The following is a 25,669-nucleotide window of genomic DNA, read 5'->3' as shown; positions in this document are numbered from 1 at the left end:
TGAAAGCTGCGCGATCACCGCGCAGCCTGCATCATGTATTCTTCCGGCCAATGCCCGGATCAGTTCGAGGCAACCTGATAGGCCGCAGGCTGACCTGCGTACTCTTCCAAAGCGCTTTGCAGCCATTGCTCATAGGCCTCTTCGCTGACAACCTTGACGGTGATCGGCATGTAAGCGTGGTCCTTTCCGCACAGTTCGGAACACTGACCGAAATAGATGCCTTCCTTGTCAGCCTGGAACCACAGCTCGGCCAGACGACCCGGTACGCCGTCCTGCTTTACGCCAAAGGACGGGATGGTCCAAGAGTGGATCACGTCCGACGCAGTCACCTGCATGACGATGATCTTACCGACCGGCACAACAACGGCCGTATCGGTGGCCAGCAGCCACTCATCATCGCTGTAACCGGAATCAGCCAGCTTAGCGCGCATCGCATCATCCAGAACGAACGGCGTTACGTCGGCATCCGCCGGGCGGGCACCTTCGTCCAGAGTTGCGGGGTGACCCAGCAGATAGCTGTCGAACGCAAAATCGTGATCAACATATTCGTAGGTCCAGTACCACTGGTTGCCCACCACCTTGATTACCACGTCACCTTCGGGAATTTCCTGCTGTTTGAACAGAACCGGAAGTGAGAACGCACCGATAAAGACCAGAACCAGGATCGGCCCCAGGGTCCAAGCAATTTCAACCGGGGTATAGTGCGAGAATCGCGCCGGTGTCGGGTTTGCGCGCTGATTGTAACGCATGATGCAGTAGACCAGTAGGCCCGCGACCAGCAGACAGATGACGGTGATGATCACCAGAATCATCGCGTCCAGTCTGTGAATCCCCACGGCAAGGTCTGTAGCTGCAGGCTGGAAATTTACACCGCCGGCAACCGGCTTGCCAATAATCTCAAGCTCCTGAGCCATGGCGGGAAGGCTGGAGAGGGCTGTTGCAAGCCCGGAAAGCATCAAAGCGTTCTTCATTTTCTGTCCTGATCGTCTGATCTTAGCTTCTCTGGCGAAAAGGTGTGAATCAGTCGCACCTCTCCCGTTGTCTTTGGCCGCGTTAAAAACCATATTCCGGCGGGTAGATAAAGCAAAATGCTTGCGTCAAACAGACGCTATTTTTGATCTGGATCAAACTCGAAAGGTCCCAACCGATGCCCAACGACCCGTTTCGCCCGTTTGAAAGCGTTCTTCCGCAGGACGAAGCGCTTGCAGTTTTGCAGTCGGCCACCGCCGGGGCCGTGGATGGCGAGCTGTTTGTCGAGCGGCGAAAATCCGAGTCTCTGGTCTTTGATGACGGGCGTTTGAAGACAGCGTCCTATGATGCTTCCGAAGGATTCGGCCTGCGTGCTGTGCAAGGTGAGGTGGCGGGCTATGCACATTCTACCGACGTTTCGATCCCGGCATTGAAGCGCGCCGCTGAAACCGCGCGTCTGGCTGTTGGCGACGGCGGCGGCACCTTGGCCGAGGCGCCCCGCGCCACCAACACGCGGCTTTACACGGACGAAGACCCGATCGAATCGGCAAGTTTCCCGGTGAAAATTGAAACCCTGCGCGAAATCGACGCCTTTTCCCGCGACCTCGACCCTCGCGTCGTGCAAGTCAGCGCCACGATCGCCGCCGCTGTGCAAGAGGTCGAGATCCTGCGCCCCGACGGGGTTCTGGTGCGCGATGTGCGTCCGATGACCCGCCTGAACATCTCGGTCATTGTTGAACAGAACGGCCGCCGTGAAAGCGGCTCGGCCGGGGGTGGCGGACGCGTTGGTCTGGATGGCCTCATCGACCCGACAGACTGGCAGGACAAAGCACGCGAGGCGCTGCGGATCGCTTTGGTCAATCTGGACGCCATCCCTGCCCCGGCGGGCGTGATGGAGGTGGCCCTGGGCCCCGGCTGGCCCGGTATCTTGCTGCACGAGGCCATCGGACATGGGCTGGAAGGCGACTTTAATCGCAAGGGCAGCTCGGCCTTCGCGGGCCTGATGGGACAGCAGATCGCGTCAAAAGGCGTCACCGTCGTGGATGACGGCACGATTGCCGACCGACGCGGATCAATCACTGTAGATGACGAAGGCACGCCCAGTTCGCGGACAGTGCTGATCGAGGATGGCGTTCTGACTGGTTATATGCAGGACCGTCAGAATGCGCGTCTGATGAATGTTGCGCCCACCGGAAACGGGCGGCGGCAAAGCTATGCGCACAAGCCCATGCCACGAATGACCAATACGGTGATGTTGGGCGGCAACGCCGATCCTGCTTCGCTTGTGGCCGATATCAAAGACGGTATCTGGGCCGTGGGCTTTGGTGGTGGGCAGGTGGATATCACCAACGGCAAGTTCGTGTTTTCCTGCACCGAGGCGTACCGCGTTGAAAACGGCAAGATTGGCGCCCCGGTCAAGGGTGCAACCCTGATCGGCGACGGACCCTCCGCCCTGAACCGCATCCGGGGATTGGGCAATGATATGGCGCTTGATCCGGGTATGGGCACCTGTGGGAAAGACGGCCAATGGGTGCCGGTAGGTGTCGGCCAGCCAACCGTTCTGATGGACGGCCTGACCGTCGGCGGATCTGCTGCCTGACACAGAATCGGTCACCGGCAAGGTTAACGCCACGTGTGGACAATCAATCGATATTGATGCCTGTCTGAGAATTTCCATCGGGCAGGCATTTTATTTTCCTGTTTGTTATCTGACAGTTACACCAAACACGCTATCAATTCTGGGAAATTTTCTGAATAATTTGACAAGATTTACAAGCTGTTAACCCCCTCAGTCGTAAACCAGTTCTGCAATCAGGCGGAGCAACGGATGACCGAAGAGCAGCTTTCTTCCTATCACCCCACACTCCCACCCACCACGGAAGAGGACCGGTTCTCCTGGCTTCGTCTGTTGCGCTCGCGCAAGGTCGGCCCGGCGACGTTTCGTCGGCTGCTGCGCGAACAGGGCTCAGCGCAGAATGCGCTGGCCGCGCTGCCTGAAATGGCACGTGCCGCCGGAATTAAAGGGTATGAAATTTGCCCGCCTGGCGTGATTGAGGCGGAGCTCAAGGCCGCAAAAGCCGCAAACGCGCGGCTATTGTGCCTTGGGTCCGCTGATTTCCCCACTGCCCTGAACGATTTGTCCGATGCCCCACCGATGCTTTGGGCCATTGGCGACGTATCCGTGTTGCGCAAGCCCTCAATTGCGATGGTCGGTGCGCGCAATTGCTCGTCTTTAGGGGCGCGGATGGCGCGTGGCCTGGCAACCGACCTCGGAAAACAGGGATATGTCGTGGTCTCGGGCCTGGCCCGCGGGATTGACACCTCGGCGCATTTGGCGGCGCTGAATACCGGCACGGTGGCGGTCATGGCCGGCGGCGTAGATGTGATTTATCCTGCGGAAAACACCGATCTGGCAAGGGACATCGCCCAATCTGGCCTGCGCCTGTCGGAACAGCCCATGGGCGTGACACCGCAAGCCCGGCACTTTCCCCGTCGTAACCGCATTATCTCGGGCCTGGCACAGGCTGTTGTGGTGGTTGAAGCGGCAGCAAAATCCGGCAGCCTGATCACCGCACGCGACGCGCTGGATCAAGGGCGCGAGGTCCTGGCAGTACCCGGCCATCCTTTCGATGCCCGCGCCGCCGGTTGCAATCTGCTGATCCGCGACGGGGCCACTCTGGCGCGGTCCGCCGAAGACGTTATCGAAGCGTTGCCAAAACAACAGCCCGAAATATTTAAGGTCCCAGTTCCCGAAATAGCACCCGAACCGGCCGCGTTGGGTGCCACACTGCATCGCGAAATTCTGGCCCGACTTGGCCCGTCGCCTATCGCCGAGGACCAGTTGATCCGCGACATCGCAGCCACGGCAGGCGAGATTGGTCCGGCGCTGGTTGATCTGGAATTGGACGGGCGCATCCAACGTCAGCCCGGTGGGTTGCTGTCACTAACGGCCTGAGCAAGCGTCTCACGCCCCGCGCTGATTTTTTGAAGGCTATCGCGCTGAAATCGCCGTAAAATTCACGTATTTAAAGGAACGCATTGACAATTCGCTCTTGCCCTACACATCTTGCACGATCATAGAAGGCGCCCAATCCGTCGAGCGAGGTTTCCCCTTAAATGCCTGTTGTTGTTGTAGAATCCCCGGCCAAAGCCAAAACAATCAACAAATACCTTGGCCCTGATTACACTGTCCTGGCATCTTATGGTCATGTTCGCGACCTGCCCCCCAAGGACGGTTCCGTCGACCCCGAGCATGAATTTGAGATGAAATGGGAGGTCGGCAACGACAGCCGTAAACATGTCAAAGCCATCGCCGACGCGCTGAAGGAAGACAATGCCCTGATCCTTGCCACTGACCCCGATCGTGAGGGTGAGGCGATCAGCTGGCACTTGCAAGAGGCGCTGACCAAGCGCCGTTCGATCAAAAAGGATACGCCCGTCAGCCGCGTGACCTTCAACGCCATCACCAAAGACGCGGTGACCGAGGCGATGCAGAACCCGCGTGAGGTCGACATGCCGTTGGTCGAGGCGTATCTGGCCCGCCGCGCGCTGGACTATCTGGTCGGGTTCAACCTGTCTCCGGTTTTGTGGCGTAAACTGCCCGGCGCGAAATCGGCAGGACGTGTGCAATCGGTCTGTCTGCGCCTGATCGTCGAGCGCGAGATGGAGATCGAAGCGTTCAAACCTGTCGAATACTGGTCGGTGCGTGCCCTGTTTGAAACGCCACGCGGTCAGACCTATGAGGCACGCTTGGTCACTCTGGCGGGCAAAAAGCTGGACAAGCACGACTTGGCCAATGCCACTCAGGCGGAACTGGCGGTTCAGGCGATCACCAGCCGCGCGCTCAGCGTTAACTCGGTCGAAGCCAAGCCCGCCGCGCGCAACCCCAGCGCACCGTTCATGACCTCGACCCTGCAACAAGAGGCCAGCCGCAAGTTTGGCATGGGTGCCCGCCATGCCATGCAGGTGGCGCAGCGGCTGTATGAGGCGGGTTACATCACTTATATGCGGACCGATGGTATCGATATGGCGCCCGAAGCCGTGGCCGCCACCCGTGATACAATTGCCGACCGGTATGGCGCGGAATATGTGCCGGACAGCCCACGCATGTATAAGAACAAGGCCAAGAACGCACAGGAAGCGCACGAGTGTATCCGCCCAACGGACATGGCGCGGGATGCCAAGGCACTGAAGGTGACGGATGAGGATCAGCGCAAGCTGTATGACTTGATCTGGAAGCGCACCATCGCCTGTCAAATGGCCGCCGCGCGTCTGGAAAGAACAACGGTTGAGGTTGGCAGCGCCGACGGCCAGGTTGGCCTGCGTGCCACCGGTCAGGTGGTGCTGTTTGACGGCTTCATGCGCGTGTATGAAGAGGGCCGCGATGATGTGGCCGATGACGACGAGAAGCGCCTGCCGCAGATTATGCATGGCGATCCGGCACCCTTTGCCAAGACATCGCTGAAGGATCAGTTCACCAAGGCTGAGGACAAGGCCGCCATCCTGTCCGACAACGAATCCGTTCTGGCCCTGCAACACCACACCCAGCCGCCGCCGCGCTATACCGAGGCCACCTTGGTCAAGCGGATGGAAGAGCTGGGGATCGGGCGCCCCTCGACCTATGCCTCGATCGTGACCACGATTCAGGACCGGGAGTATGTACGCAAGGACAAGAACCGTCTGATCCCCGAAGAAAAAGGCCGGATCGTTACGATCTTTCTGCTGAACTTCTTTCGACAATATGTGGGCTATGAGTTCACAGCCAATCTGGAGGAACAGCTGGATGATGTCAGCGCCGGTGGCCGCGACTATAAAGAACTGCTGGGCAAGTTCTGGCGTGATTTCTCGGCCGCCATTGGCGAGACATCGGAATTGCGTATTTCCGAGGTGTTGGACAAGTTGGACGAGGCACTGGCGCCGCAACTGTACCCCCCGCGCGAGGATGGGTCTGATCCGCGTATCTGCCCGAAATGCGGCGTGGGACAACTGCACCTGAAGACCTCGCGCACGGGCGGGTTTGTGGGTTGCGGCAACTATCCCGAATGCACCTATACCCGTCCCATCGCGGGCGAAGGGGCCGAAGGCGACGAACGTCTGCTGGGTGAGGATGCGGGCGATGAGATTTGGCTGAAATCCGGCCGGTTCGGTCCTTACGTTCAGCGCGGCGAACCCACGCCCGAGAACAAGAAGCCGCCGCGCGCGTCCCTGCCCCGCGGGTGGAGCAAGGATGACATGGATCTGGACAAGGCGCTGACGTTGCTGTCCCTGCCCCGCCAGATCGGCGAACACCCCGAGGGCGGTATGATCAGCTCGAATTTTGGGCGGTTTGGACCGTATCTGATGCACCAATTGCCCGAGGAAGCAAAACCGGTCTATGCCAACCTCAAAGACCCCAACGATGTGTTCGAGATCGGTATGAACCGCGCAGTTGAAATGCTGGCCGAGAAGCGCGCCAATCCAGGGCGCGGACGCAGGGCCGCCGCCAAACCGCTCAAAGAGCTGGGCGAGCACCCCGATGGCGGCGCAATGCAGGTTCTTGATGGGCGGTATGGGCCATACGTGAAGTGGGAAAAGGTCAATGCCACCATTCCCAAGGATATCAAGCCTGAAGACGTGACGCAGGAAATGGCCATTGAGCTGGTCAATGAGCGGGCTGCCAAGAAGGGCACCAAGAAAAAGGCCGCACCCAAGAAAAAAGCGGCAGCCAAGAACACAACCAAGAAGGCGGCCACCTAAGGGTGGCTAGGTAGAAATACCACCACCCCCTTGGATTCGTTGACTTCCCCGTGACGTGGCGGCACAACCTGCCCATCACCATGTCATTGGGGGAGTTTTCCATGAAGAAAGTCTATGCCAATGCCACCGAAGCGCTTGATGGGGTGTTGTCGGATGGCATGATGATCGCGGCAGGCGGGTTCGGCCTGTGCGGTATTCCTGAATTGCTGTTGGAGGCGATCAAGGAGTCGGGCGCTCAGGACCTGACCTTTGCCTCGAACAATGCGGGCGTCGATGATTTCGGCATCGGCATCTTACTGCAAACCAAGCAGGTCAAAAAGATGATCAGCTCATATGTCGGCGAGAACGCGGAATTCATGCGTCAGTACCTGGCGGGTGAGTTGGAATTGGAATTCAACCCGCAAGGCACTCTGGCTGAGCGTATGCGTGCCGGTGGTGCCGGTATTCCCGGCTTCTATACCAAGACAGGTGTAGGCACCGTGATCGCTGAGGGTAAGGAGCATAAGGACTTCAACGGCGAAACCTATATCATGGAAGAAGGCATCTTTGCCGATCTGGCCATCGTCAAGGCATGGAAGGCCGACGACACCGGCAACCTGATCTTTCGCAAGACCGCCCGCAACTTTAACGTCCCCGCAGCGACTTGCGGCAAGGTCTGCATCGCCGAAGTTGAAGAGATCGTGCCACGCGGTTCGCTGGATCCCGACCAGATCCACTTGCCCGGCATCTACGTGAACCGGATCATTCAGGGCGATCACGAAAAACGCATCGAACAGCGCACCACCCGCAAGAAGGAGGAAGCATAATGCCCTGGGACCGCAATCAAATGGCCGCCCGCGCGGCGCAAGAGCTGGAAGACGGCATGTATGTGAACCTCGGCATCGGGATTCCGACGCTGGTGGCGAACTATGTGGGTGATAAGGACATCACTCTACAATCCGAGAACGGCATGCTGGGCATGGGCCCCTTCCCGTTCGAAGGTGAAGAAGACCCCGACCTGATCAACGCCGGAAAACAGACGATCACTGAATTGTCGCGCACGTCCTATTTCGACAGCGCCACATCCTTTGCCATGATCCGGGGCGGCAAGATTGCTGCAGCGGTTCTGGGCGCTATGGAGGTTGATGAGGAAGGTGATCTGGCCAACTGGATGATTCCAGGCGTTCTGGTCAAAGGCATGGGCGGCGCGATGGATCTTGTCGCCGGTGTTGGCCGCGTGATCGTTGTGATGGATCACACTAACAAGCACGGCAAGTCCAAGCTGCTGAGGAAATGCACCCTGCCCCTGACTGGAAAACAAGTGGTGGATCGCATCATTACCAATCTGGGTGTTCTGGATGTGGTCGGCGGTGGCCTTAAGATCGTCGAAATCGCCGAAGGTGTAACCGAAGACGAGATTCGCGCCGCCACCGAGGCCAAGATCGTCAACTAATCCACTAGATTGAAAAGGCCCGCCAGTTCTGGCGGGCCTTTTCAATTCAATGTCTGGAACACACAGCCATCCGAAATCAGCTCGGGCGGGGTTGAACAAAGGGCCTTGGCGATCTGAAAGGCCGCAAGGACTTTGGGCACGTAATCCCGCGTCTCGGCATAAGGGGGAACTCCGCTGTGCTTGCGCACAGCACCTTCACCCGCATTATATCCGGCCAGCACCAGGATCGGATCATTTCCAAATTCTTCCATCAACCAGTTCAGGTATTTCACACCGCCCGAGATATTCTGAGACGGCTGCAAGCTGTCCTTAACACCAAATCGTTTGGCGGTGGCTGGCATCAACTGCATCAACCCCTGCGCCCCGGCTGAGCTGACCGCATTCTCACGACCTGCTGATTCAACCGAAATCACGGCCAGCACCAAAGCCGGCGATACATTTGTTCCTACGGTCGAGCGCAGAATCTCGATCCCTTGTTGTTGCGCAATGTTCTGGAGCGTCTGCAAACGCGGTGAGGCCACATTGGTCGCGGCCAGCGCGTTTATGGCTGCATCCAACCGCCAGGCTCCTGCTTCGGCCAAAGCAGGTGAGATTTTATCCCAGAAAGCCTTGTAAGACCCGACCGGCTTGTTTTGCGATCCAGTCCCTGGAACACTTGGGGGTACAACCTTGGCGCGTTTGACGATCTCGGGAATAACGAGCTCAGCCCCGGTGCTGGGCGCGAAGGGCGCCGATGCATGTTCTTCGGGCGAAATCTGAACAGTTATCTTGGGTCGCGTCCCCGGTTTGGGGGGCTTTACTCTTTTATATACGCCCCTGGGTTCAACTTCATTCGCGATAGCGGGCAAGGGCCCTGACATCATCAAAGCCAACGTGCCGGCGCAGATCATTGCGTCCCGGAGTTTCATTTTGCCTGCCTCATGTTTTTTCTTTTACGGGATTTGAACCGCGAATCCCGTTGTAAAGCCAGAGAAACACGTCGAAATGGGGCAATTTCGCCTCATTTGGCGCAATTTTGCATCGGCAGCACAGAACACCCCAATCGGTAACGAATTTTTATTTGTTTATTTTCAATAGCTTGAAGAAAAAACTACCAAAAAGTTAAGCGGAAAAGAAAAAAAATGGTGTTTAGCCCAATTCCTGCCACGCCTGACAGGCAATCATAGTGCCATACCGAGACGGTCGGGAGCGGACTGAGAGAGAAAGCTCTGATAGACCCCGAGGTTTATTTGACTTTTGATCCTTTAGGAGGGACGTAACATGATCAAGTTCATCAAGAACTTCCGCAAAGACGAAGACGGCGCCGTAACAGTTGACTGGGTCGTTCTGACTGCAGCTATCGTTGGCCTGGCCGCAGTTGCTTACAGCGCGATCGGTGATGGCACCGCAGCTCTGTCGGGCAAAATCGGTACCGAAATCAACGGCACCACGGTTGAAGACATCAAAACCAAGTTCGGCACGACGACCTCCGGCGGCTAATAGAAACGCCGGTAGAGATTTATATGGTGGGGCCATGCTTGCTTAGGCTTGGCCCCTCTTTTTATGCAATATCCCTAAAGTGGTACTCCTATGCTGAAGAGACTTGCAAAATTTTCTCACCAAGAGGACGGGGCCGTAACGGTTGATTGGGTCGTGCTGACAGCCATGCTGGTTGGCTTTGGCTCTTTCATCGGTCTTTACATCGCAGATCCTGTGCAAAACCTGGACGCAAAAAATGGTGCCGCAGTCTCTGCGGTTGAGGTTCAAGACATACGCACAAAGTTTTCCGCCACCAGCCCCTGATGCGGAAACGCCTCAGAATGAGTGCGGAATTACAATCACGAAATTAATCGAGATTGTCCCCCTTTTCGACACAATTTAACATTACGAAGAAATGGACTTCGTCGTAATGTCGCGGCGAACAAACCAAAATAGAACAATACGAGGGGACGTGAATGCGTGCAGTATTTGGACTTGTCCTGATTGTCGGGGTGGCTTTGGCCGGAGGCGCCGTCTATTTGGCGCGCGACTACATCGCACAGCATCAGGACCAACTCGCCCGAGAACGCCTGGCCGCGCAACAAGCGTTGGAAAATGCGGCCCTGGAAGGGACCACTGGCGTTCTTGTATCCAACCGAGCCATGAAATACGGAGAGCGCCTGGCCAAGGAAGACGTTCGTGTCGTCAACTGGCCTGACGAAGCAATCCCGGAAGGCAGCTTCGTGGACATGGCCGTTTTGTTTCCTGAAGACGCTAAGGGAGACCGATTCGTCCTGAGAGCGATGGAAAAAGACGAGGCCCTCATGGAGGTCAAAGTCACCAATCCTGGGGAGGCTGCAGGTCTGACCTCACGGATAGAAAAAGGTAAACGCGCTTTTGCGATCAGCGTTGATGTTGCGTCTGGTGTTTCTGGCTTTTTGCGCCCTGGTGATAGTGTAGATGTGTATTGGACCGGAACCGTTAACAGCAACCTTCAGGCTGGAGTCGGCGAAATCACCCGCCTGATTCAGACCAACATCGAATTGGTCGCGATTGACCAGTCAGCGGGATCAGATCTGACGGGCACAACAATTGCGCGTACTGTGACAGTAGCCGCCACCCCAGAAGAAATCGCGGCTTTGGCCCAAGCACAAAACACAGGTCGCTTGTCATTGGCCTTAGTTGGGGTGCAGGACGACACAATCGCAAGTGCGGTTGAAGTGGACCAGCGAAAACTGTTGGGAATCAAAGAAGCAGCCCCTGCCCCGGTTCAGGCTGAAGAACGGAAATGCTACACGAGAGTTCGACGTAGCGGAGAAATTGTGCAAACCGAAATTCCTTGCACAAACTGACGTTAAATCAGAGATTTACCAATACAAGCCGCGCCAACTGCGCGGCTTGTTTCGTTATGCATGTTGCGCATTGTCCACATAAGGAAAATTCCAGAAACCCTTGATTATTGCAATAAATTCGTAATTCGCGCAGTGTTACCTGACATAGGGCATAGACCCAAAAAACGAGGCGTGATCGGAGAGGCAGGTCACATGACAATACGTACTTGGATCAGCGCAACCCTTATGGGGTTGGCGCTTATAGTTGGTCCGGTCGGCCATACGGCCTGGGCTGAAACTTTGCGCGTGGTAAAGAATGGTTCAGCGGAAACGCTGGACGTTCCGATGAACCGCGCAATTGTGGTGGAAAGCGAAGAACCTTTCGCCGAACTTAGCATTGCTAATGCCGGAATCGCCGATATCTCGTCGCTTTCGGATCGCACTATTTATGTGCTGGGTAAGGCACCGGGTCTGACTACGCTGACCCTGTTTGACGGCGCGGGTAACCTGCTGGCAAATGTTCGGGTTCGCGTATCGCCGGATGTATCTGAATTCAAAGAGCGTTTGGTTCAGATTTTGCCAGGTGAACAGATCGAAGTGCGCACAGCCAATGATGGCATCGTCCTTTCGGGAACGGTTTCCAGCGGCGCAAAACTGGCGCGGGCACTGGAACTGGCCGAGCGTTACGCGCCCGAGCGTGTTTCGAACCTGATGTCAGTCGGGGGCGTACAGCAAGTCATGCTGAAAGTACGCTTTGCCGAGATGAACCGCTCGGTGGCAAAAAGCCTGACCGCTTCGCTGGGCTTCGGCGGCGGTGACGTGACAGGTGGTTTCAACACCCTCAACAATGCGGGTGCTCTGGCCAACGCACTGAACGACAACATCCCCATACTTCAAACAAACACAGGCGCCATCCTGTTCGGCTTTGGGGCCGGATCGACGCAGGTGCGTTTGTTGCTGGAAGCATTGGAGGCCAAAGGTCTTGCCCGCAGTCTGGCAGAGCCAAACCTGTCTGCCCTGTCGGGTCAGGAAGCAACCTTCCTTGCCGGCGGTGAAGTTCCCATTCCGGTGCCGCAAGAAGATGGTGTTATTGCCATTGAATACAAGACGTTCGGCGTTGAAATCGACTTTATTCCGCGCGTTGTGGATGGCGATCTGATCAATCTTGAGCTTGCCGCCGCCGTGTCCAGCATTGACACCAGTTCAGACTTTACTATCCAAGGCGATACAGTTCCTAGCTTTGTCACTCGTCAGACCAGCACGACGGTTGAATTGCGAGATGGTGAGAGCTTCGCAATCGCGGGGTTGATTCAAGATGACTTTGCAGACCTGAACAGCCAAGTTCCCTGGGTCGGTGATATTCCGGTGCTGGGAGCGTTGTTCCGCTCTGCGGAATACCAGCGCCAACAAAGCGAACTGGTTATCATAATCACTGCGCATCTGGTTTCGCCGACACGTGGTGAAGCGCTGGCATTGCCAACAGATCGGGTCAAGCCGCCCAGCGAATTTGATCTGTTCGTGAACGGCAAAGTCGGTCGTACAACGCGCCCGGGTGCCGGCGCAGCCTCGGAAGTGGCCAAGCAGGACTTTGGCAGCTCCTACGGCTACGTTCTGGATTGATAGGAGGATAGGACCAATGCAGAAGTGGATAATCACACTGGGTCTTTCGGTTGCTGTCGCCGCTTGCACGCGTGAAGCCGGGTATGAAGTTGATCAAGGTGCTTTCGGGAATGCGACCCTGAACAATACCCAGGTCATGAACGGCGAACTGACCTATGCCCAAATCCTGGGTCAGCGGTTCGCGGCCGAGGTTCCGACGCAGATCAACTTTGCCTTTGACAGCGCAAAGCTGGACGAAACGGCTCAGCGGGTTCTGTTGCGGCAGGCTGCGTGGATCAAACAGTTCCCCGAAGCGCGGTTCCGGGTCTATGGCCATACCGACGCCGTCGGTTCGACTGGTTACAACAAGGCACTGGGCCAGCGACGCGCCAATGCGGCGGTTGCCTTCCTGACACAGCAGGGCATCTCGCGCTCACGTCTTGAGGCTGTCGTTTCCTTCGGCAAGTCACGCCCGTTGATCGATACCCCGAATCGCGATCGGCGCAACCGCCGCACCGTGACCGAGGTTTCGGGCTTTGTGGATCGCAACCCGCTGGTTCTGGACGGCAAGTATGCCGCCATCGTCTATCGCGAATATGTACAAAGCGCGACGTACGAGGCGCAACTGCGTAGCCAGACACGAGTTGGCGATACAACCGAACAATAAGTCGGATTTGGGCGACATCGTCGCCCATTTCCCTACAATTGGTTCTTTTGCGCCTAAATCTTGCCTAAGTTCCAAGCCAAATTTTCAACAATTAGGTGACCTGCGGCCAAATCTGGCCGCGACGGGGCAAGAGCGAACCAGACAGAATCTTCGGGTTCTCTGGGTTGGTCGGCTCTCGCGACAAGGATTGTGTTAATGACGAGCGCATCGCCACAAGATGATAAAAACGCCATTCTGGCCTGCACCATCAGCCGTGACGTCCAGAATTTCGACCTTCTGATCGAAGATATGGAGGTTGCACTGGGAGAACGATGGGGTGATCTCGGTTTTGCCGAAGCTCTGGCATTCTTCAGCCAACCTGATGCCGATTCTTTGGAGTTTGTCGCCTTGGCGATTGACGGCGAAGATGAAGACAACCTGTCCTTGATGGGTGAGATCATCACGCGAGCCAAAGAAAAGAAGATCAAAATCGTCCTGATCGCCGAAGACGTCACTCCCGCGTCTCTACACCAACTGTTGCGCAAAGGCGCGGACGAGTTCGTCCCCTACCCTCTGCCCGAAGGCGAATTGCAGGAAGCTATCGCCCGGATGAACCAGCCCGATCCAGTTGCAGTACAGCAGGCCGCTGCACCTTTGGCGCAAGGTGAATCGAAAGAAGGGGCCCTCTTTGTGGTCCACGGACTTGCCGGAGGCGTCGGTTCCACCACTATGGCAGTCAATCTGGCCTGGGAATTGGCCACCGTATCGGACAAAGACGCGCCATCAGTCTGTCTGTTGGATCTGGATCTGCAATTCGGCACAGTTTCGACCTATCTGGATTTACCACGGCGCGAAACTGTCTTTGAAATGCTTTCGGACACATCGCTGATGGATGACGACGTATTTTCTCAAGCGTTGCAAACCTATGAAGAGAAACTGCAAGTTCTGACAGCGCCATCGGACATGGTGCCGCTCGATCTGATCACACCCGAAGATATTCAGCGCGTGATCGAAACAGCCCGCCGGAACTTTGATTATGTGATCGTGGACATGCCCTCGACGCTGGTTCACTGGTCTGAAACCGTTCTTCAGGCCGCACATGTGTATTTCGCCATGATTGAACTGGACATGCGCTCGGCTCAGAACGCGCTGCGCCTGAAACGTGCACTGCAGGCCGAGGAATTGCCTTTCAACAAATTGCGCTTTGCTCTGAATCGGGCGCCGAAATTTACCGATCTGAACGGCAAAAGCCGGGTCAAACGAATGGGTGAAAGCTTGGGTATCTCCATTGACCTGCAATTGCCGGATGGCGGCAAGCCGGTCATGCAGAGTGGCGACCACGGACAACCGCTGGCCAATGCAGCCGCCAAGAATCCGCTGCGTCGCGAAATCGCGAAGCTTGCGAAATCGCTTCATAGTTTGGGCAGCAGCGACGCTGAGGCCGCGTAACCAGTCCTAAAGGGAGAGAGCCGCCGTGTTTTCACGTTACAAGAAACAGCCCGAAGCGCAGCCGGTTCAAACTCCGGCCGCGACACCTGAACCTGTTGCGGAAAAAAAGCCCACTGCTAATGCCGTCGCTCGACGGCCCGTGCAGAAAAAGGCGGCCGAACCGGTGGCCGGAGATCGCGATCGCAAGCGCAAGGAACGCCTTGGCGAGATCAAGATCGAACTGCATCGCGAACTGTTGGAAAACCTGAACCTAGCGGCGCTCGAAAATGCAGGCGAATCCGAGTTGCGCGCGGAAATCAGCTCGATTGTCAGCGAAATTTTGGAAACCCGGAACATTGTTCTGAACCGCGAGGACCGCTCGCAGTTGAATAAGGAACTGTATGACGAAGTGACGGGTCTTGGCCCGCTTGAAACCTTGCTGCAGGACGATACTGTCAACGATATTCTGGTCAACGGTCCGCAACAGATCTTTGTGGAACGCGACGGTAGGCTGGAAATCAGCGACATCACCTTTAAAGACGAAAAGCACCTGATGCGGATCATCGACAAGATCGTGTCCGCTGTGGGACGTCGTGTCGATGAATCCAACCCTTACGTTGACGCTCGCTTGGCTGATGGTTCGCGTTTCAATGCGATGGTGCCGCCGATTGCCGTGGATGGATCGCTGGTCTCAATTCGTAAGTTCAAAAAAGACAAGCTGGGCATCGATGACCTGGTGAATTTCGGTGCCTTTACCGAAGAAATGGCCGCTTATCTTCAGGCCGCCGTGTCAACCCGTCTGAACATCATCGTTTCAGGTGGTACGGGTTCGGGTAAAACCACCACACTGAACGCCTTGTCCAGCTTCATCGATGACGCAGAACGCATCCTGACAATCGAGGATACGGCGGAACTTCAGCTGCAACAGACCCATGTGGGTCGGATGGAAAGCCGTCCGCCAAACGTCGAAGGCAAAGGTGAGGTCAGCCCGCGCGACTGTCTGAAAAACGCCCTGCGTATGCGTCCCGACCGCATTATCGTGGGTGAGACGCGTGGCGCCGAGGTGATCGACATGTTGCAGGCCATGAACACCGGCCACGACGGTTCGATGACCACGATCCACGCCAACTCGGCGCGCGACGGGATTTCGCGCCTGGAAAACATGATCGCGATGGCCGGTATCGAAATGCCAATCAAAGCGGTAAGAAGCCAGATTTCGTCTGCTGTGAACCTGATCGTGCAGGCCAGCCGTTTGCAGGATGGTTCGCGTCGGATGACCTCAATCACCGAGATTACGGGCATGGAAGGCGATGTGATCTCGATGCAGGAAATCTTTAAATTTCAACGTGTTGGACTAACACCGGACAACAAAATCATCGGTCACTTCACAGCGACCGGCGTGCGCAGTCACTATTCTGAGCGCTTCCGCCTGTGGGGCTTTGACCTGCCCGCTTCGGTCTATGAACCAACGAATATGTAGGAGATCTGGCAATGCAACTGCCTGTTGAGGCGCTCATCTATGTCGTGATCTTCGTCGCGGTGTTCGCCCTAGTCGAAGGCATCTATCTGGTGGCTTTCGGCAAATCCATCAGCCTGAACAGCCGTGTAAACCGGCGTCTGGACATGCTCGACAAAGGTGTCGGGCGGGAACAAGTGCTGGAACAGCTGCGCAAGGAAATGCAGCAGCATATGAAAACGCAGAGCATCCCGCTCTATTCGCTGTTGGCTGACAAAGCGCAGAAGGCAGCTATTGCCTTCACCCCGAAACAACTGATCATGGTCATGATCCTTTTGTCAGGCTTTGCTTTCGTCGGCCTGAGCGTCGGCACCGCAACGGAAATGGTTCTGCGGGTGGCATTGTCGGTCTTTATCGGTGTTGGCGGTGTCTACACCTGGGTGAGCCGGAAGGCCGGTAAACGCATGGGCATGATGGAAGAGCAACTGCCTGACGCGGTTGAATTGATGGTCCGATCCCTGCGCGTGGGCAACCCATTTGTGTCGTCTATTCAGATTGTCGCAAACGAAGTACAGGACCCACTGGGAACCGAGTTCGGTGTAATTGCCGACGAATGCGCATATGGCCGGGACGTGGGGGAGGCGCTGAGTGATCTGGCTGAACGTCTGGACATGCAGGACCTTCGCTTTCTGGCGGTGGCCGTGGGTATTCAACAACAGTCAGGCGGTAACCTTGCTGAAATTCTGGCTGGTCTGGCCAAGGTGATCCGCGCCCGTTTCCGCCTGTTCCGGCGTGTAAAGGCGATCACCGCCGAGGCAAAATGGTCCGGCAAGTTTCTGTCAGGGTTTCCCCTTTTCTGCCTGCTGTTCATCATGGTGACAGATCCCAATTACTATGACGACGTGGTTGATCATCCCCTGTTCATCCCGGCCTGTTTCTTCGTGGGCATCATGCTGACGCTGAACCTGATCGTGATGCGCGTTCTTACCAACATCAAGGTCTGAGGGAATTGCAATGGAAGTTCTGGCCCCAATCAACGACCTGATCAAACAGTACCTTGGCGAATTCGGTCCACTTATCGTGATCGGCGTTTTGGGTCTGGCGATGATCTTAATCGCTGTCACTCTGATGCTGAACCAACCAGAGGACCCTCTGAAAAAGCTGCAAAAATCCACTGCCGCACCAAAACACGATAAGAAATCCAAAAAGGACAAGCTTCGCAACACCAGCCGCAACGAGCAGCTTGAAAAGTTCGCAACATTCCTTGAGCCGCAAAACGAAGCCGAACTGTCGGCAATGCAGCTAAAGCTGCGGCAAGCCGGATATCATTCAAAGGATGCTGTGCGTTTCTTCCACTTTGCACAATTTGCGCTGGGTATTATCGGCATTCTGGTCGGCGTCATGTTGGTTACCGTACTGTCGGGTGGCCAGGAATTCACCGGTCAACAGATGGCTCTTAGGGTTCTGATTCCGGCAGGTGCAGGATATTTTCTGCCGCGCTACTGGATCACCCGGCGTGTTGCCGAACGTAATGAAGCAATTGTCGCCGGTTTTCCCGATACCCTGGACCTTATGCTGGTCTGCGTCGAGGCCGGACAATCTCTGGATCAAGCCATTGTACGGGTTGCACGTGAGATGAAGGCCTCCTACCCCGATATCGCGCAAGAGTTCGAAATTGTCGCTTATGAATTGAAGGCTGGTAAGGACAAGGACACGGTTTTGCGTGACTTCGGAACCCGCTGCGGCGTGCAAGATGTCAGCTCATTCGTGACCGTCATGATCCAGTCCGCGACGTTCGGCACCTCGATCGCCGAAGCGCTTCGGGTCTACGCTGGCGAAATGCGCGACAAACGGGTCATGCGCGCCGAAGAAGCCGCTAACAAGTTGCCAACCAAGATGACTCTTGCCACAATGATCCTGACGGTGCCGCCTTTGCTGGTTATTCTGGTCGGACCTTCGGCAAAAGGAATCGCTGATTTTGCGGCGGGTAATTAATAACCCAAATTTAGTAGGCTTCAGGCGCATCCACGACGGTATACGCCACATGCTAAAGGCCGCCATGGTGATCGCCATGGTGGCCTCTTGCACTGAGACAGGGTCGTCAGATGATCTGGACGTCCCCGGAATTGACCCTAAAGGTCAAAGGGCGGACGAAATTACGGTGGGAAACCGGTTGATGGCCGCCGGGGAATACGAGCTGGCGCTGGATTCTTTTGCCCGCGCCGCATTGGATCAGGGGATGACAACACAAATCCTGACGGCGATGGGCACGGCCAATCTGGGACTCAGACGTCTAGGACAGGCCGAAACCCTACTGCGACGGGCCGTCAAGGACAATCCTGACTGGCCAGTTGCTTGGAACAATCTAGGCGTGGTGCTGGTCGAAAAGGGCGAATATCCCGAGGCCGCGCAGGTTTTCAAGCGGGCATTTGCGCTGGACAATGGCGAAAGTGACGCAATCCGGGACAATCTGCGCTTAGCGCTCGCAAAAATGGAAAATCCTGTTAATACTACGGCAGAAGAACAAGAATATACGTTGGAGCAGCAAGGCGACGGGCAATTCAAGCTGCGCAAGCTCCCGTAAAACAGGCAAGAGCAGTAAGGGACGCAAAAAATGCGCCAACAATTCTTGATTGCGCCAATCGTGATGTGCGGGCTGATCCTTTCTGCCTGCGAAAAAGAAACCGAGGAAGAAAAGGTCGAGCGCACCTATCAGGAGGTCAACGTCATTGACGAGACCAACCTGAACGAGGTCTTGCTGACCGCCGCCGATCCAAATGAGGCGGTCACCTACTTTCAAGGCGCCGCCGCCAAAAATCCGGGTCGGATCGACCTGCAGCGGGGACTGGCGATTTCCTTATCTCGTGCGAAACGGTCGACCGAAGCCGTCGCCGCCTGGAAAAAGGTGACGACGATGAAAGGTGCCGGAAACGTCGACAAGCTCGAATATGCTGACGCGCTTGTCCGCGCCGGCAATTGGGGGCAGGCCAGATCGGTTCTGGATACCATTCCACCCACTTATGAAACCTTCAAACGGTATCGGCTTGAAGCGGTGGTCGCAGACTCCAAACAGGATTGGAAACGCGCAGACCACTTTTATGAAACCGCGGTCGGCCTGACCACGCGCCCCGGTGGTGTCATGAACAATTGGGGTTATTCCAAGCTGACACGCGGCCAGTTTGCCGAAGCCGAACGCCTATTTACCGAGGCGATCCGTCAGGACAAATCCCTGTTCACCGCCAAGAACAATCTGGTTCTGGCCCGAGCTGCGCAAGGAAATTACAGCCTGCCGGTTGTTCCCATGACACAGGTGGAACGCGCTAGGCTGCTGAACACGATGGGTATCTCTGCGGTCAAGCAAGGGGATGTGGCGACAGCCAAAAACCTGTTCCGCGAAGCCATCGCCACCCATCCACAGCATTTTGACGAGGCTGTCCGCTCGCTGCGCGCGCTTGAGGATGCCTGATTGATGAGTATTCCCGCGTTTGCTGCGCTGTGGTTTCTTCCGTTTGTTCTGCCGATCTGCTTTTACGTGGCGTTCACAGACTTGCGGGACATGCTGATCAAGAACCACGCCGTTGTTGCGCTGGCCGTCATTTTCGCCATTGTCGGGTTGTTTGTGCTGCCCCCGTGGTCCACCCAGTGGACCTCACTAACGATCTGGTCGTTCTCGGTGACACTTCCCCCATATGTCTGGCACTTGCTGCATATTGTGACCGTGCTGATCTTGGGTATTCTGTTTAATGCCGCTGGCGTTTTGGGTGCCGGGGATGCCAAGTTCATGGCCGCCGCCTCACCTTTTGTCTGGTCTGGGGATTGGGTTCTGGTGATGTTTATTCTGGCAGCCACCACGCTTGCTGCCTTTGTCACGCATCGACTGGCCATGCATACCGCGTTGCGCAACGTTGCGCCAAATTGGGAAAGCTGGAACAGGAAGAAGCACTTTCCAATGGGCCTGCCTCTTGGTGGCAGCCTGGCTATTTACCTGATCTTAGGCACTGTTTACGGCTCGTAAACTATCATTAACGCGCCTTGTCGCCGCCTTGGTACTGCCACAAAGCCGGGCCAGATTTCCCCTAAGCGGCCCTTATAGGGGCCATTGGCGTGAATACTGGATAGACGGGCGACGCTCATGAATATGCAGACAACTTCGGTAATGGCCCCCCCTGCCCCAAAGGGTTTGGGCGAAATGAGACTGCCCATCGTCATGATGCGCGATATCATGTTGAAAACGATCTTTCGCAAGAATGTAGACACTGTGTCCGAGATCGCCGTGGCGATTTGTCTACCAGGCTCCGTCACACAGGAACTGATCGACATGGCCCGCGAGCAAAAGCTGATCGAGGCCACCGGCACCCTGAATGCCAACAGCGGCAATGAGATGGGTTATCAGCTGACTGATGCCGGCAAGGCCCGCGCGCTGGACGCGTTGAGCCAGTCAGAATATTTCGGCGCCATGCCCGTACCGCTGGACGTCTACCGCGAACAGGTGAAACGCCAGTCGATCCGCAACATTCAGGTGACCCGCGACCAGCTGATTGGCGCAATGGGCCACTTGGTTCTGCCCGACAGCCTGCTGGATCAATTGGGCCCGGCGGTCAGCGCCGGTCGCTCGGTCCTGATGTATGGCCCTCCGGGCAACGGTAAATCCTCGATTTCAAACGGGATTCGCGATGCACTGGGCGATAATGTCTATGTGCCTTTCGCCATCGAATATGCCGGTCAGGTGATTACGGTTTATGACCCGATCGTTCATACTGCGATTGAACAGGAGCCAGACGATCCCAACAGCCTGCGCCGCCGCAAACGGTTCGACACACGCTATGTTCAGTGCGAACGTCCAACCGTGGTTACAGGTGGTGAATTGACGCTGGGTATGTTGGATCTGGTTTATAACCCCACAGCGCGAACCTATCAGGCCCCTTTGCAGTTGAAATCGACCGGCGGCATCTTCATCGTGGACGACCTTGGCCGTCAGCAGGAACCGCCGCAGGCCCTGATTAACCGTTGGATTGTTCCGCTGGAAGAGAACAAGGATATCCTTGGCCTGCAGTCGGGTGAAAAGTTCGAAGTTCCCTTCGACACGCTGGTCATCTTCTCGACCAACTTCCACCCGAATGAAATCTTCGACCAAGCGGCCCTGCGCCGGATCTTCTTCAAGATCAAGATCGACGGCCCGAACCAGGAGAACTTCCTGAAAATCTTTGCCATGGTGGCGCGTAAACGCGGCATGCCGCTTGACGAAGCTGCTCTGGTCCATCTGTTGAAGGTTAAATACCCGACCATCAACAATATCTATGCGAATTACCAGCCGATCTTCCTGATCGACCAGATGATCTCGATCTGCGAGTTTGAGGGCATCCCTTATCAGATGAGCCCTGACCTGATCGACCGCGCATGGTCCAACATGTTCGTCAAGGACGAGACCATCGTCAAATAACGCCGTGCCATTTCGATAAAGGGCCGGGTAATCTGCGCGTATGACGCAGATTCCCGCCCGGATCGCATCTTGGTTTGCCGCCAAGAGCTGGTCCATTCACCCACATCAATACGAAATGTTCAACCGGGCCTTGGACCCGGCCACGTTGTTGATCGCGCCGACCGGGGGCGGTAAGACAATGGCCGGGTTTTTGCCGACATTGGCGGAACTTGCAGATGGCACGCATGAGGGGTTGCACACGATTTATGTGTCTCCGCTCAAGGCACTGGCCGCTGATATCCGCCGCAACCTGCGCGGCCCTGCGGATGAGATTGGCCTACACATTCGGATCGAAGACCGCACCGGCGACACCTCGGCTACGCAGAAAAAGCGGCAGCGTGTAGACCCACCCCATATTTTGCTGACCACCCCTGAAAGCTTGGCCCTGCTGACCTCATACGAGGACGCGCCTCGGATGTTTGCGGGAGTGCAACGGGTGATTGTCGACGAAATCCACGCATTGGCCGAAAGCAAGCGAGGAGATCAACTGATGCTGGCCTTGGCGCGGCTGCAAACCCTGTGCCCTGACCTGCGCCGGGTCGGTCTTTCAGCTACGGTCGAGGACCCGCAGGCCATCGCGCACTTTCTGGCCCGGCACCCGGACCCTTGTCAGATTGTGCAGGCCGACCCCGGACCTGATCCGGATATCCGCATGCTGGAAACGCAGGAAATGCCCCCCTGGTCCGGCGGTGGTGCAGCTTATTCGATCCCGGCGGTGCTCGAGCAGATCAAACAACACAAAACGACGCTGATTTTCCACAACACCCGCGCACAGGCCGAGATTTTCTTTCACAATCTGTGGCTTGCCAACGATGACGGCCTGCCCATCGGCATTCACCACGGCAGTCTGGACCGGCAGCAACGCGAGCGGGTCGAGGCCGCCATGGTGCGGGGCGACCTGCGCGCCATAGTATGTACCGGCAGCCTGGACCTTGGCATCGATTGGGGTGACGTGGACCTTGTGATCCAAATTGGTGCGCCTAAAAATGTCAAACGACTGGTGCAACGGATCGGGCGGGCAAACCACCGCTACAACGCGCCCTCCAAGGCCCTGCTGGTACCTGCCAACCGCTTTGAGGTGGTGGAATGCGTCGCGGCACTTGAGGCCGCCAGAGCGCATGATCTGGACGGTGAACCGCGCGGCTCTGGCCCCCGCGATGTGCTATGCCAGCATATCTTGATAGCGGCTTCGGCAGGCCCGTTCGACGCCAGCGCGCTTTTTACGGAAATGACCACAGCGGGGCCATACGCGCATCTGTCACGCGATGAATTCGACGCCTGTCTGGAATTCTGCGCGACCGGAGGTTACGCCCTACGCGCCTATGATCGCTGGCAGCGCTTGCAACAGCGCGCAGACGGACAAATGCAGCTGCGCGACCCGCGCGCAGCGCAGCGTATCCGCATGAACTTGGGCACTATTCAGGACACCGACACGCTGAAGGTACGTTTGAAACGCAACCGCGGAGGCAAACCGCTGGGTGAAGTGGAAGAGGCCTTTGCTGCCTCGCTAACGCCCGGAGATACCTTTCTGATCGGGGGGCAGATTGTCCGCTATGAGGGCCTGCGCGAGATGGTGGTTGAGGTCAGCCGCCGTGCGGACAGAAAACCGAAAGTTGCTGTTTTTGCGGGCACGAAATTCGCCACCTCGACGCAGTTAAGCGACCGGGTTCTGCGGATGTTTGCCCAGCCGGATTGGCCGCAACTGCCTAAACACACTGCCGACTGGCTGTCTCTGCAGCGCGACATGTCTCGCCTGCCTCAACGCGACCGGCTGCTGATCGAGAGCTTTCCGAATGACGGGCGCGAGAATCTGTGCGTCTACGGTTTCGCTGGCCGCAACGCACAGCAGACGCTGGGCCTATTGCTGACCAAACGTATGGAGGAAACCGGGCTCGCCCCGCTGGGTTTTGTCGCAACCGATTATGCCACACTAATCTGGGGGCTGGATGCAGTGACCGACCCGCGGCCACTGTTTCAACTGGATGCCCTGCGTGACGGGCTTGAGACTTGGTTGGCCGGAAATGCCGTGATGAAACGGACCTTTCGCGCCTCGGCCACGATTGCTGGGCTGATCGAACGGAACATGGGCGGTCAGCGCAAAAGCGGTCGTCAGGCGACGTTCTCGTCGGATATCCTTTATGACACCTTGTTGAAATACGACCCGGATCATTTGTTGATGCAGATCACCCGCGAAGAGGCCATGCGCGGGCTGGTGGATTTCGGGCGGATCGAAGCGATGATCGCCCGGATCGGAGACCGTATTGATCTGCTGCGGCTGGATCGCGTATCGCCTCTTGCCGCCCCTTTGTTCCTTGAGGTCGGCAAGGTTCCGGTCAAGGGCGCGGCCGAAGAACGCCTACTGGCAGAAGAAAGCGCGCGGTTGATGCAAGCCGCCGGGTTAACACGTGATTGATACGGCTTGCGTCCGGAGGTGAAACACGCAAAGAACGGATCATGAACGAAGTGGCGATTTCTTTTGCGGGACAGACCCTGAAGGCATTGGGATCTGGGGCCTTGTGGTGGCCGGATCAGCAATTGCTGTGCGTATCCGACCTGCATCTGGGCAAGTCTGAGCGCATCGCTCGGCGGGGCGGCCCGAGTCTGCCGCCTTATGACAGTCAAGAAACCCTGAACCGGCTGGCTGTGGATATTGCCAGAACCAATCCTGCCACCGTGATCTGCCTGGGCGACAGCTTCGACGATCTGAAAGCTTCGGCCGCAATGCAAGCGGAAGAACAGCGTGATATCACGGCCCTGCAGGCTGGTCGGCGCTGGATCTGGATCGAGGGTAATCACGACCCCGGTCCGATTGATCTGGGCGGTACGCATCTCTCCGAGTGTAAGATTGCCCCGCTGACTTTCCGCCATATCGCGCAGGCACCAGCGCAAGCCGAGGTGTCAGGCCACTACCACCCCAAAGCACGTCTGAACGCGCGGGGTCGAACCATCACCCGGCCCGCCTTTTTGGTGGACAAGACGCGGCTGATCCTACCGGCCTACGGCACATATACTGGCGGGTTACGCAGTACGGATCATACATTGGACGCTTTGATGGATGGTCAGGCCATAGCCATACTCACCGGATCGCATCCTCGGGTCATTCCAATGCCCAGATAGAGTGGCTTAGATAAGGCCGTCTAGCTCTAGCCCCGGTTTGTATTTTCGGCTGATCGGAACCAGATCGGTGTTCTTCAGACGCAAGAAGGTTTTTCCGTCCAGCTTTTCAACCCCGACAATGGCATCGTCTGCCACCCAATGGGAACGATGCGTACAGTGGCCGGGTACCGGTTCCATCTCGGCGATCGCATCAGTCAGGCGGGATCGGATGGTGAATGTCCCCGCTGAAGTCACAACATCAACCGCATGGTCGCGGACTGTCAGTCGATAGATCTGACCGGAAAACGACTCTGGCAAACGCTTGGTCAGGCGTGGCGAGGGTGGCGCGATCTGATCCTGCACCGGCTCATCAACGTGACTATACCCGCGCACCAGGACCAGCCCGGTTGCAAACAGGGCACCATAAGGGGCCACCGCCAGAACATCCGGCGCCTGTTGCCCCCCGGCAGAGAACAGCAGATATGACATAAGCCACATAGATGGCACGAACAGAACCAGAATGAAGAAAACCAGCGCAATGTCACGCCAGCTGAAATGGGCTTCTGCGAAAAATTTCCGGCTCACGCGTCTGACGATCCAGGTCACGCACAGGGCCAATCCCAGTACACCGATCCAGAAAACAAGCCGCTGGGGATAGGTCAGGTAGATGGCCGGAAAAGGCTGGAACGCACTGGCCAACAAAGGCGGGAAACCAACGCCTGCAATCACTCGGCGTAACGTGAATTCGGCCAGAATTGGTCTGGGCACTTCGGTCATACATACTCAACAAACAAGACTACAGGTTCCAGCCCAACACCACACGGCTTTCACCAATCTCTCGTAACCGGCTGGAATAGCTTACTTATCACCAATTTACCGGACATTCAAACCCGGCCCTTGAAACTTAATTCAATCTTCAGAAAGCAAATGGACCAAAAAGCGTTTGCTCTTCGGTCCATTTGTTCAAATTTATTTTCCCTGAGATCAAGCTGTCAGGCCTTCGGGCTCTGGCAAGGCATTGGCGCGGCAGCAGGCGGTC

The 25,669-nt window shown here is 56.6% G+C and carries 23 protein-coding genes; 20 read left to right on the top strand and 3 right to left on the bottom strand.

From position 1 onward, the window contains the following. Positions 1-59: 59 nt before the first annotated feature. Positions 60-971, bottom strand: coding sequence for a cytochrome c oxidase subunit II (gene coxB / locus GOX21_RS18660; protein ID WP_170379097.1), 912 nt, complete (start codon positions 969-971; stop codon positions 60-62). A 176-nt stretch (positions 972-1,147) separates the two neighbouring features. On the opposite strand from coxB, the gene tldD reads away from it, so the two are divergent. The 5 genes from tldD to GOX21_RS18635 all read left to right on the top strand — a co-directional run bounded on the left by tldD (position 1,148) and on the right by GOX21_RS18635 (position 8,137). Then, the gene (gene tldD, locus GOX21_RS18655; protein WP_170351433.1) at positions 1,148-2,569 is read left to right on the top strand and encodes a metalloprotease TldD; all 1,422 of its coding nucleotides are present in this window, start codon (positions 1,148-1,150) and stop codon (positions 2,567-2,569) included. 228 nt (positions 2,570-2,797) lie between these two features. Continuing rightward, positions 2,798-3,925, top strand: a complete 1,128-nt coding sequence (gene dprA / locus GOX21_RS18650; RefSeq protein WP_170379095.1) for a DNA-processing protein DprA — start codon at positions 2,798-2,800, stop codon at positions 3,923-3,925. Between the two features lie 161 nt (positions 3,926-4,086). Beyond that, positions 4,087-6,705 (top strand): type I DNA topoisomerase, encoded by a 2,619-nt coding sequence (gene topA / locus GOX21_RS18645; protein WP_170379093.1) that lies wholly within the window; start codon positions 4,087-4,089, stop codon positions 6,703-6,705. A gap of 101 nt (positions 6,706-6,806) precedes the next feature. After that, positions 6,807-7,511 carry a CoA transferase subunit A gene (locus tag GOX21_RS18640; protein ID WP_170362511.1) on the top strand — a complete coding sequence of 235 codons (705 nt, stop codon included), beginning with the start codon at positions 6,807-6,809 and terminating at the stop codon, positions 7,509-7,511. Further along, on the top strand, positions 7,511-8,137 hold the full coding sequence (locus GOX21_RS18635; protein ID WP_170379091.1) for a 3-oxoacid CoA-transferase subunit B: 627 nt from the start codon (positions 7,511-7,513) through the stop codon (positions 8,135-8,137). The genes GOX21_RS18640 and GOX21_RS18635 overlap by 1 nt, the downstream gene beginning before the upstream one ends. Before the next feature lie 41 nt (positions 8,138-8,178). Here GOX21_RS18635 and GOX21_RS18630 read toward each other — a convergent pair whose 3' ends face one another. Continuing rightward, complete coding sequence (locus tag GOX21_RS18630; RefSeq protein ID WP_170351443.1) at positions 8,179-9,045, bottom strand: lytic transglycosylase domain-containing protein; 867 nt, start codon at positions 9,043-9,045, stop codon at positions 8,179-8,181. A 352-nt stretch (positions 9,046-9,397) separates the two neighbouring features. On the opposite strand from GOX21_RS18630, the gene GOX21_RS18625 reads away from it, so the two are divergent. From GOX21_RS18625 to pdeM, 15 genes are all read left to right on the top strand, one after another. Beyond that, positions 9,398-9,616, top strand: coding sequence for a Flp family type IVb pilin (locus GOX21_RS18625; RefSeq protein WP_170351445.1), 219 nt, complete (start codon positions 9,398-9,400; stop codon positions 9,614-9,616). Positions 9,617-9,706: 90 nt separating this feature from the next. Continuing rightward, complete coding sequence (locus tag GOX21_RS18620; RefSeq protein WP_170351447.1) at positions 9,707-9,919, top strand: hypothetical protein; 213 nt, start codon at positions 9,707-9,709, stop codon at positions 9,917-9,919. 152 nt (positions 9,920-10,071) lie between these two features. Continuing rightward, on the top strand, positions 10,072-10,947 hold the full coding sequence (gene cpaB / locus GOX21_RS18615) for a Flp pilus assembly protein CpaB (RefSeq protein WP_170379088.1): 876 nt from the start codon (positions 10,072-10,074) through the stop codon (positions 10,945-10,947). Positions 10,948-11,139: 192 nt separating this feature from the next. Then, positions 11,140-12,546 (top strand): type II and III secretion system protein family protein, encoded by a 1,407-nt coding sequence (locus tag GOX21_RS18610; RefSeq protein WP_170351452.1) that lies wholly within the window; start codon positions 11,140-11,142, stop codon positions 12,544-12,546. 16 nt (positions 12,547-12,562) lie between these two features. After that, positions 12,563-13,192, top strand: a complete 630-nt coding sequence (locus tag GOX21_RS18605; RefSeq protein WP_170351453.1) for an OmpA family protein — start codon at positions 12,563-12,565, stop codon at positions 13,190-13,192. 195 nt (positions 13,193-13,387) lie between these two features. Continuing rightward, positions 13,388-14,620 (top strand): AAA family ATPase, encoded by a 1,233-nt coding sequence (locus tag GOX21_RS18600; RefSeq protein WP_170351455.1) that lies wholly within the window; start codon positions 13,388-13,390, stop codon positions 14,618-14,620. Positions 14,621-14,645: 25 nt separating this feature from the next. Beyond that, positions 14,646-16,079 carry a CpaF family protein gene (locus GOX21_RS18595; protein WP_170351457.1) on the top strand — a complete coding sequence of 478 codons (1,434 nt, stop codon included), beginning with the start codon at positions 14,646-14,648 and terminating at the stop codon, positions 16,077-16,079. An 11-nt stretch (positions 16,080-16,090) separates the two neighbouring features. Beyond that, entirely contained in the window at positions 16,091-17,059 is a 969-nt protein-coding gene (locus tag GOX21_RS18590; RefSeq protein WP_170351459.1) for a type II secretion system F family protein, read from the top strand. Positions 17,060-17,069: 10 nt separating this feature from the next. Next, the gene (locus GOX21_RS18585) at positions 17,070-18,050 is read left to right on the top strand and encodes a type II secretion system F family protein (protein ID WP_170351461.1); all 981 of its coding nucleotides are present in this window, start codon (positions 17,070-17,072) and stop codon (positions 18,048-18,050) included. A gap of 49 nt (positions 18,051-18,099) precedes the next feature. Then, positions 18,100-18,639, top strand: a complete 540-nt coding sequence (locus tag GOX21_RS18580; protein ID WP_226689821.1) for a tetratricopeptide repeat protein — start codon at positions 18,100-18,102, stop codon at positions 18,637-18,639. 30 nt (positions 18,640-18,669) lie between these two features. Continuing rightward, positions 18,670-19,521 carry a tetratricopeptide repeat protein gene (locus GOX21_RS18575; RefSeq protein ID WP_170362504.1) on the top strand — a complete coding sequence of 284 codons (852 nt, stop codon included), beginning with the start codon at positions 18,670-18,672 and terminating at the stop codon, positions 19,519-19,521. A gap of 3 nt (positions 19,522-19,524) precedes the next feature. Then, complete coding sequence (locus GOX21_RS18570; RefSeq protein WP_170379086.1) at positions 19,525-20,070, top strand: prepilin peptidase; 546 nt, start codon at positions 19,525-19,527, stop codon at positions 20,068-20,070. 117 nt (positions 20,071-20,187) lie between these two features. Beyond that, positions 20,188-21,495 carry an ATPase gene (locus tag GOX21_RS18565; protein WP_170351466.1) on the top strand — a complete coding sequence of 436 codons (1,308 nt, stop codon included), beginning with the start codon at positions 20,188-20,190 and terminating at the stop codon, positions 21,493-21,495. A gap of 40 nt (positions 21,496-21,535) precedes the next feature. Next, a complete protein-coding gene (locus GOX21_RS18560; RefSeq protein WP_170379085.1) occupies positions 21,536-23,947 on the top strand; it encodes a ligase-associated DNA damage response DEXH box helicase in 2,412 nt (803 codons plus the stop codon). 41 nt (positions 23,948-23,988) lie between these two features. Further along, positions 23,989-24,651 (top strand): ligase-associated DNA damage response endonuclease PdeM, encoded by a 663-nt coding sequence (gene pdeM / locus GOX21_RS18555; protein ID WP_170379082.1) that lies wholly within the window; start codon positions 23,989-23,991, stop codon positions 24,649-24,651. A 6-nt stretch (positions 24,652-24,657) separates the two neighbouring features. On the opposite strand, the gene GOX21_RS18550 is transcribed toward pdeM, so the two are convergent. Beyond that, the gene (locus GOX21_RS18550) at positions 24,658-25,407 is read right to left on the bottom strand and encodes a LytTR family DNA-binding domain-containing protein (protein ID WP_170379080.1); all 750 of its coding nucleotides are present in this window, start codon (positions 25,405-25,407) and stop codon (positions 24,658-24,660) included. Positions 25,408-25,669: the final 262 nt, after the last annotated feature.

Source organism: Ruegeria atlantica (assembly GCF_013032005.1).
GTDB lineage: Bacteria > Pseudomonadota > Alphaproteobacteria > Rhodobacterales > Rhodobacteraceae > Ruegeria > Ruegeria atlantica_A.
Note: the sequence above shows the minus strand (reverse complement) of the source record. Positions and strands in the feature narration are given on the sequence as shown.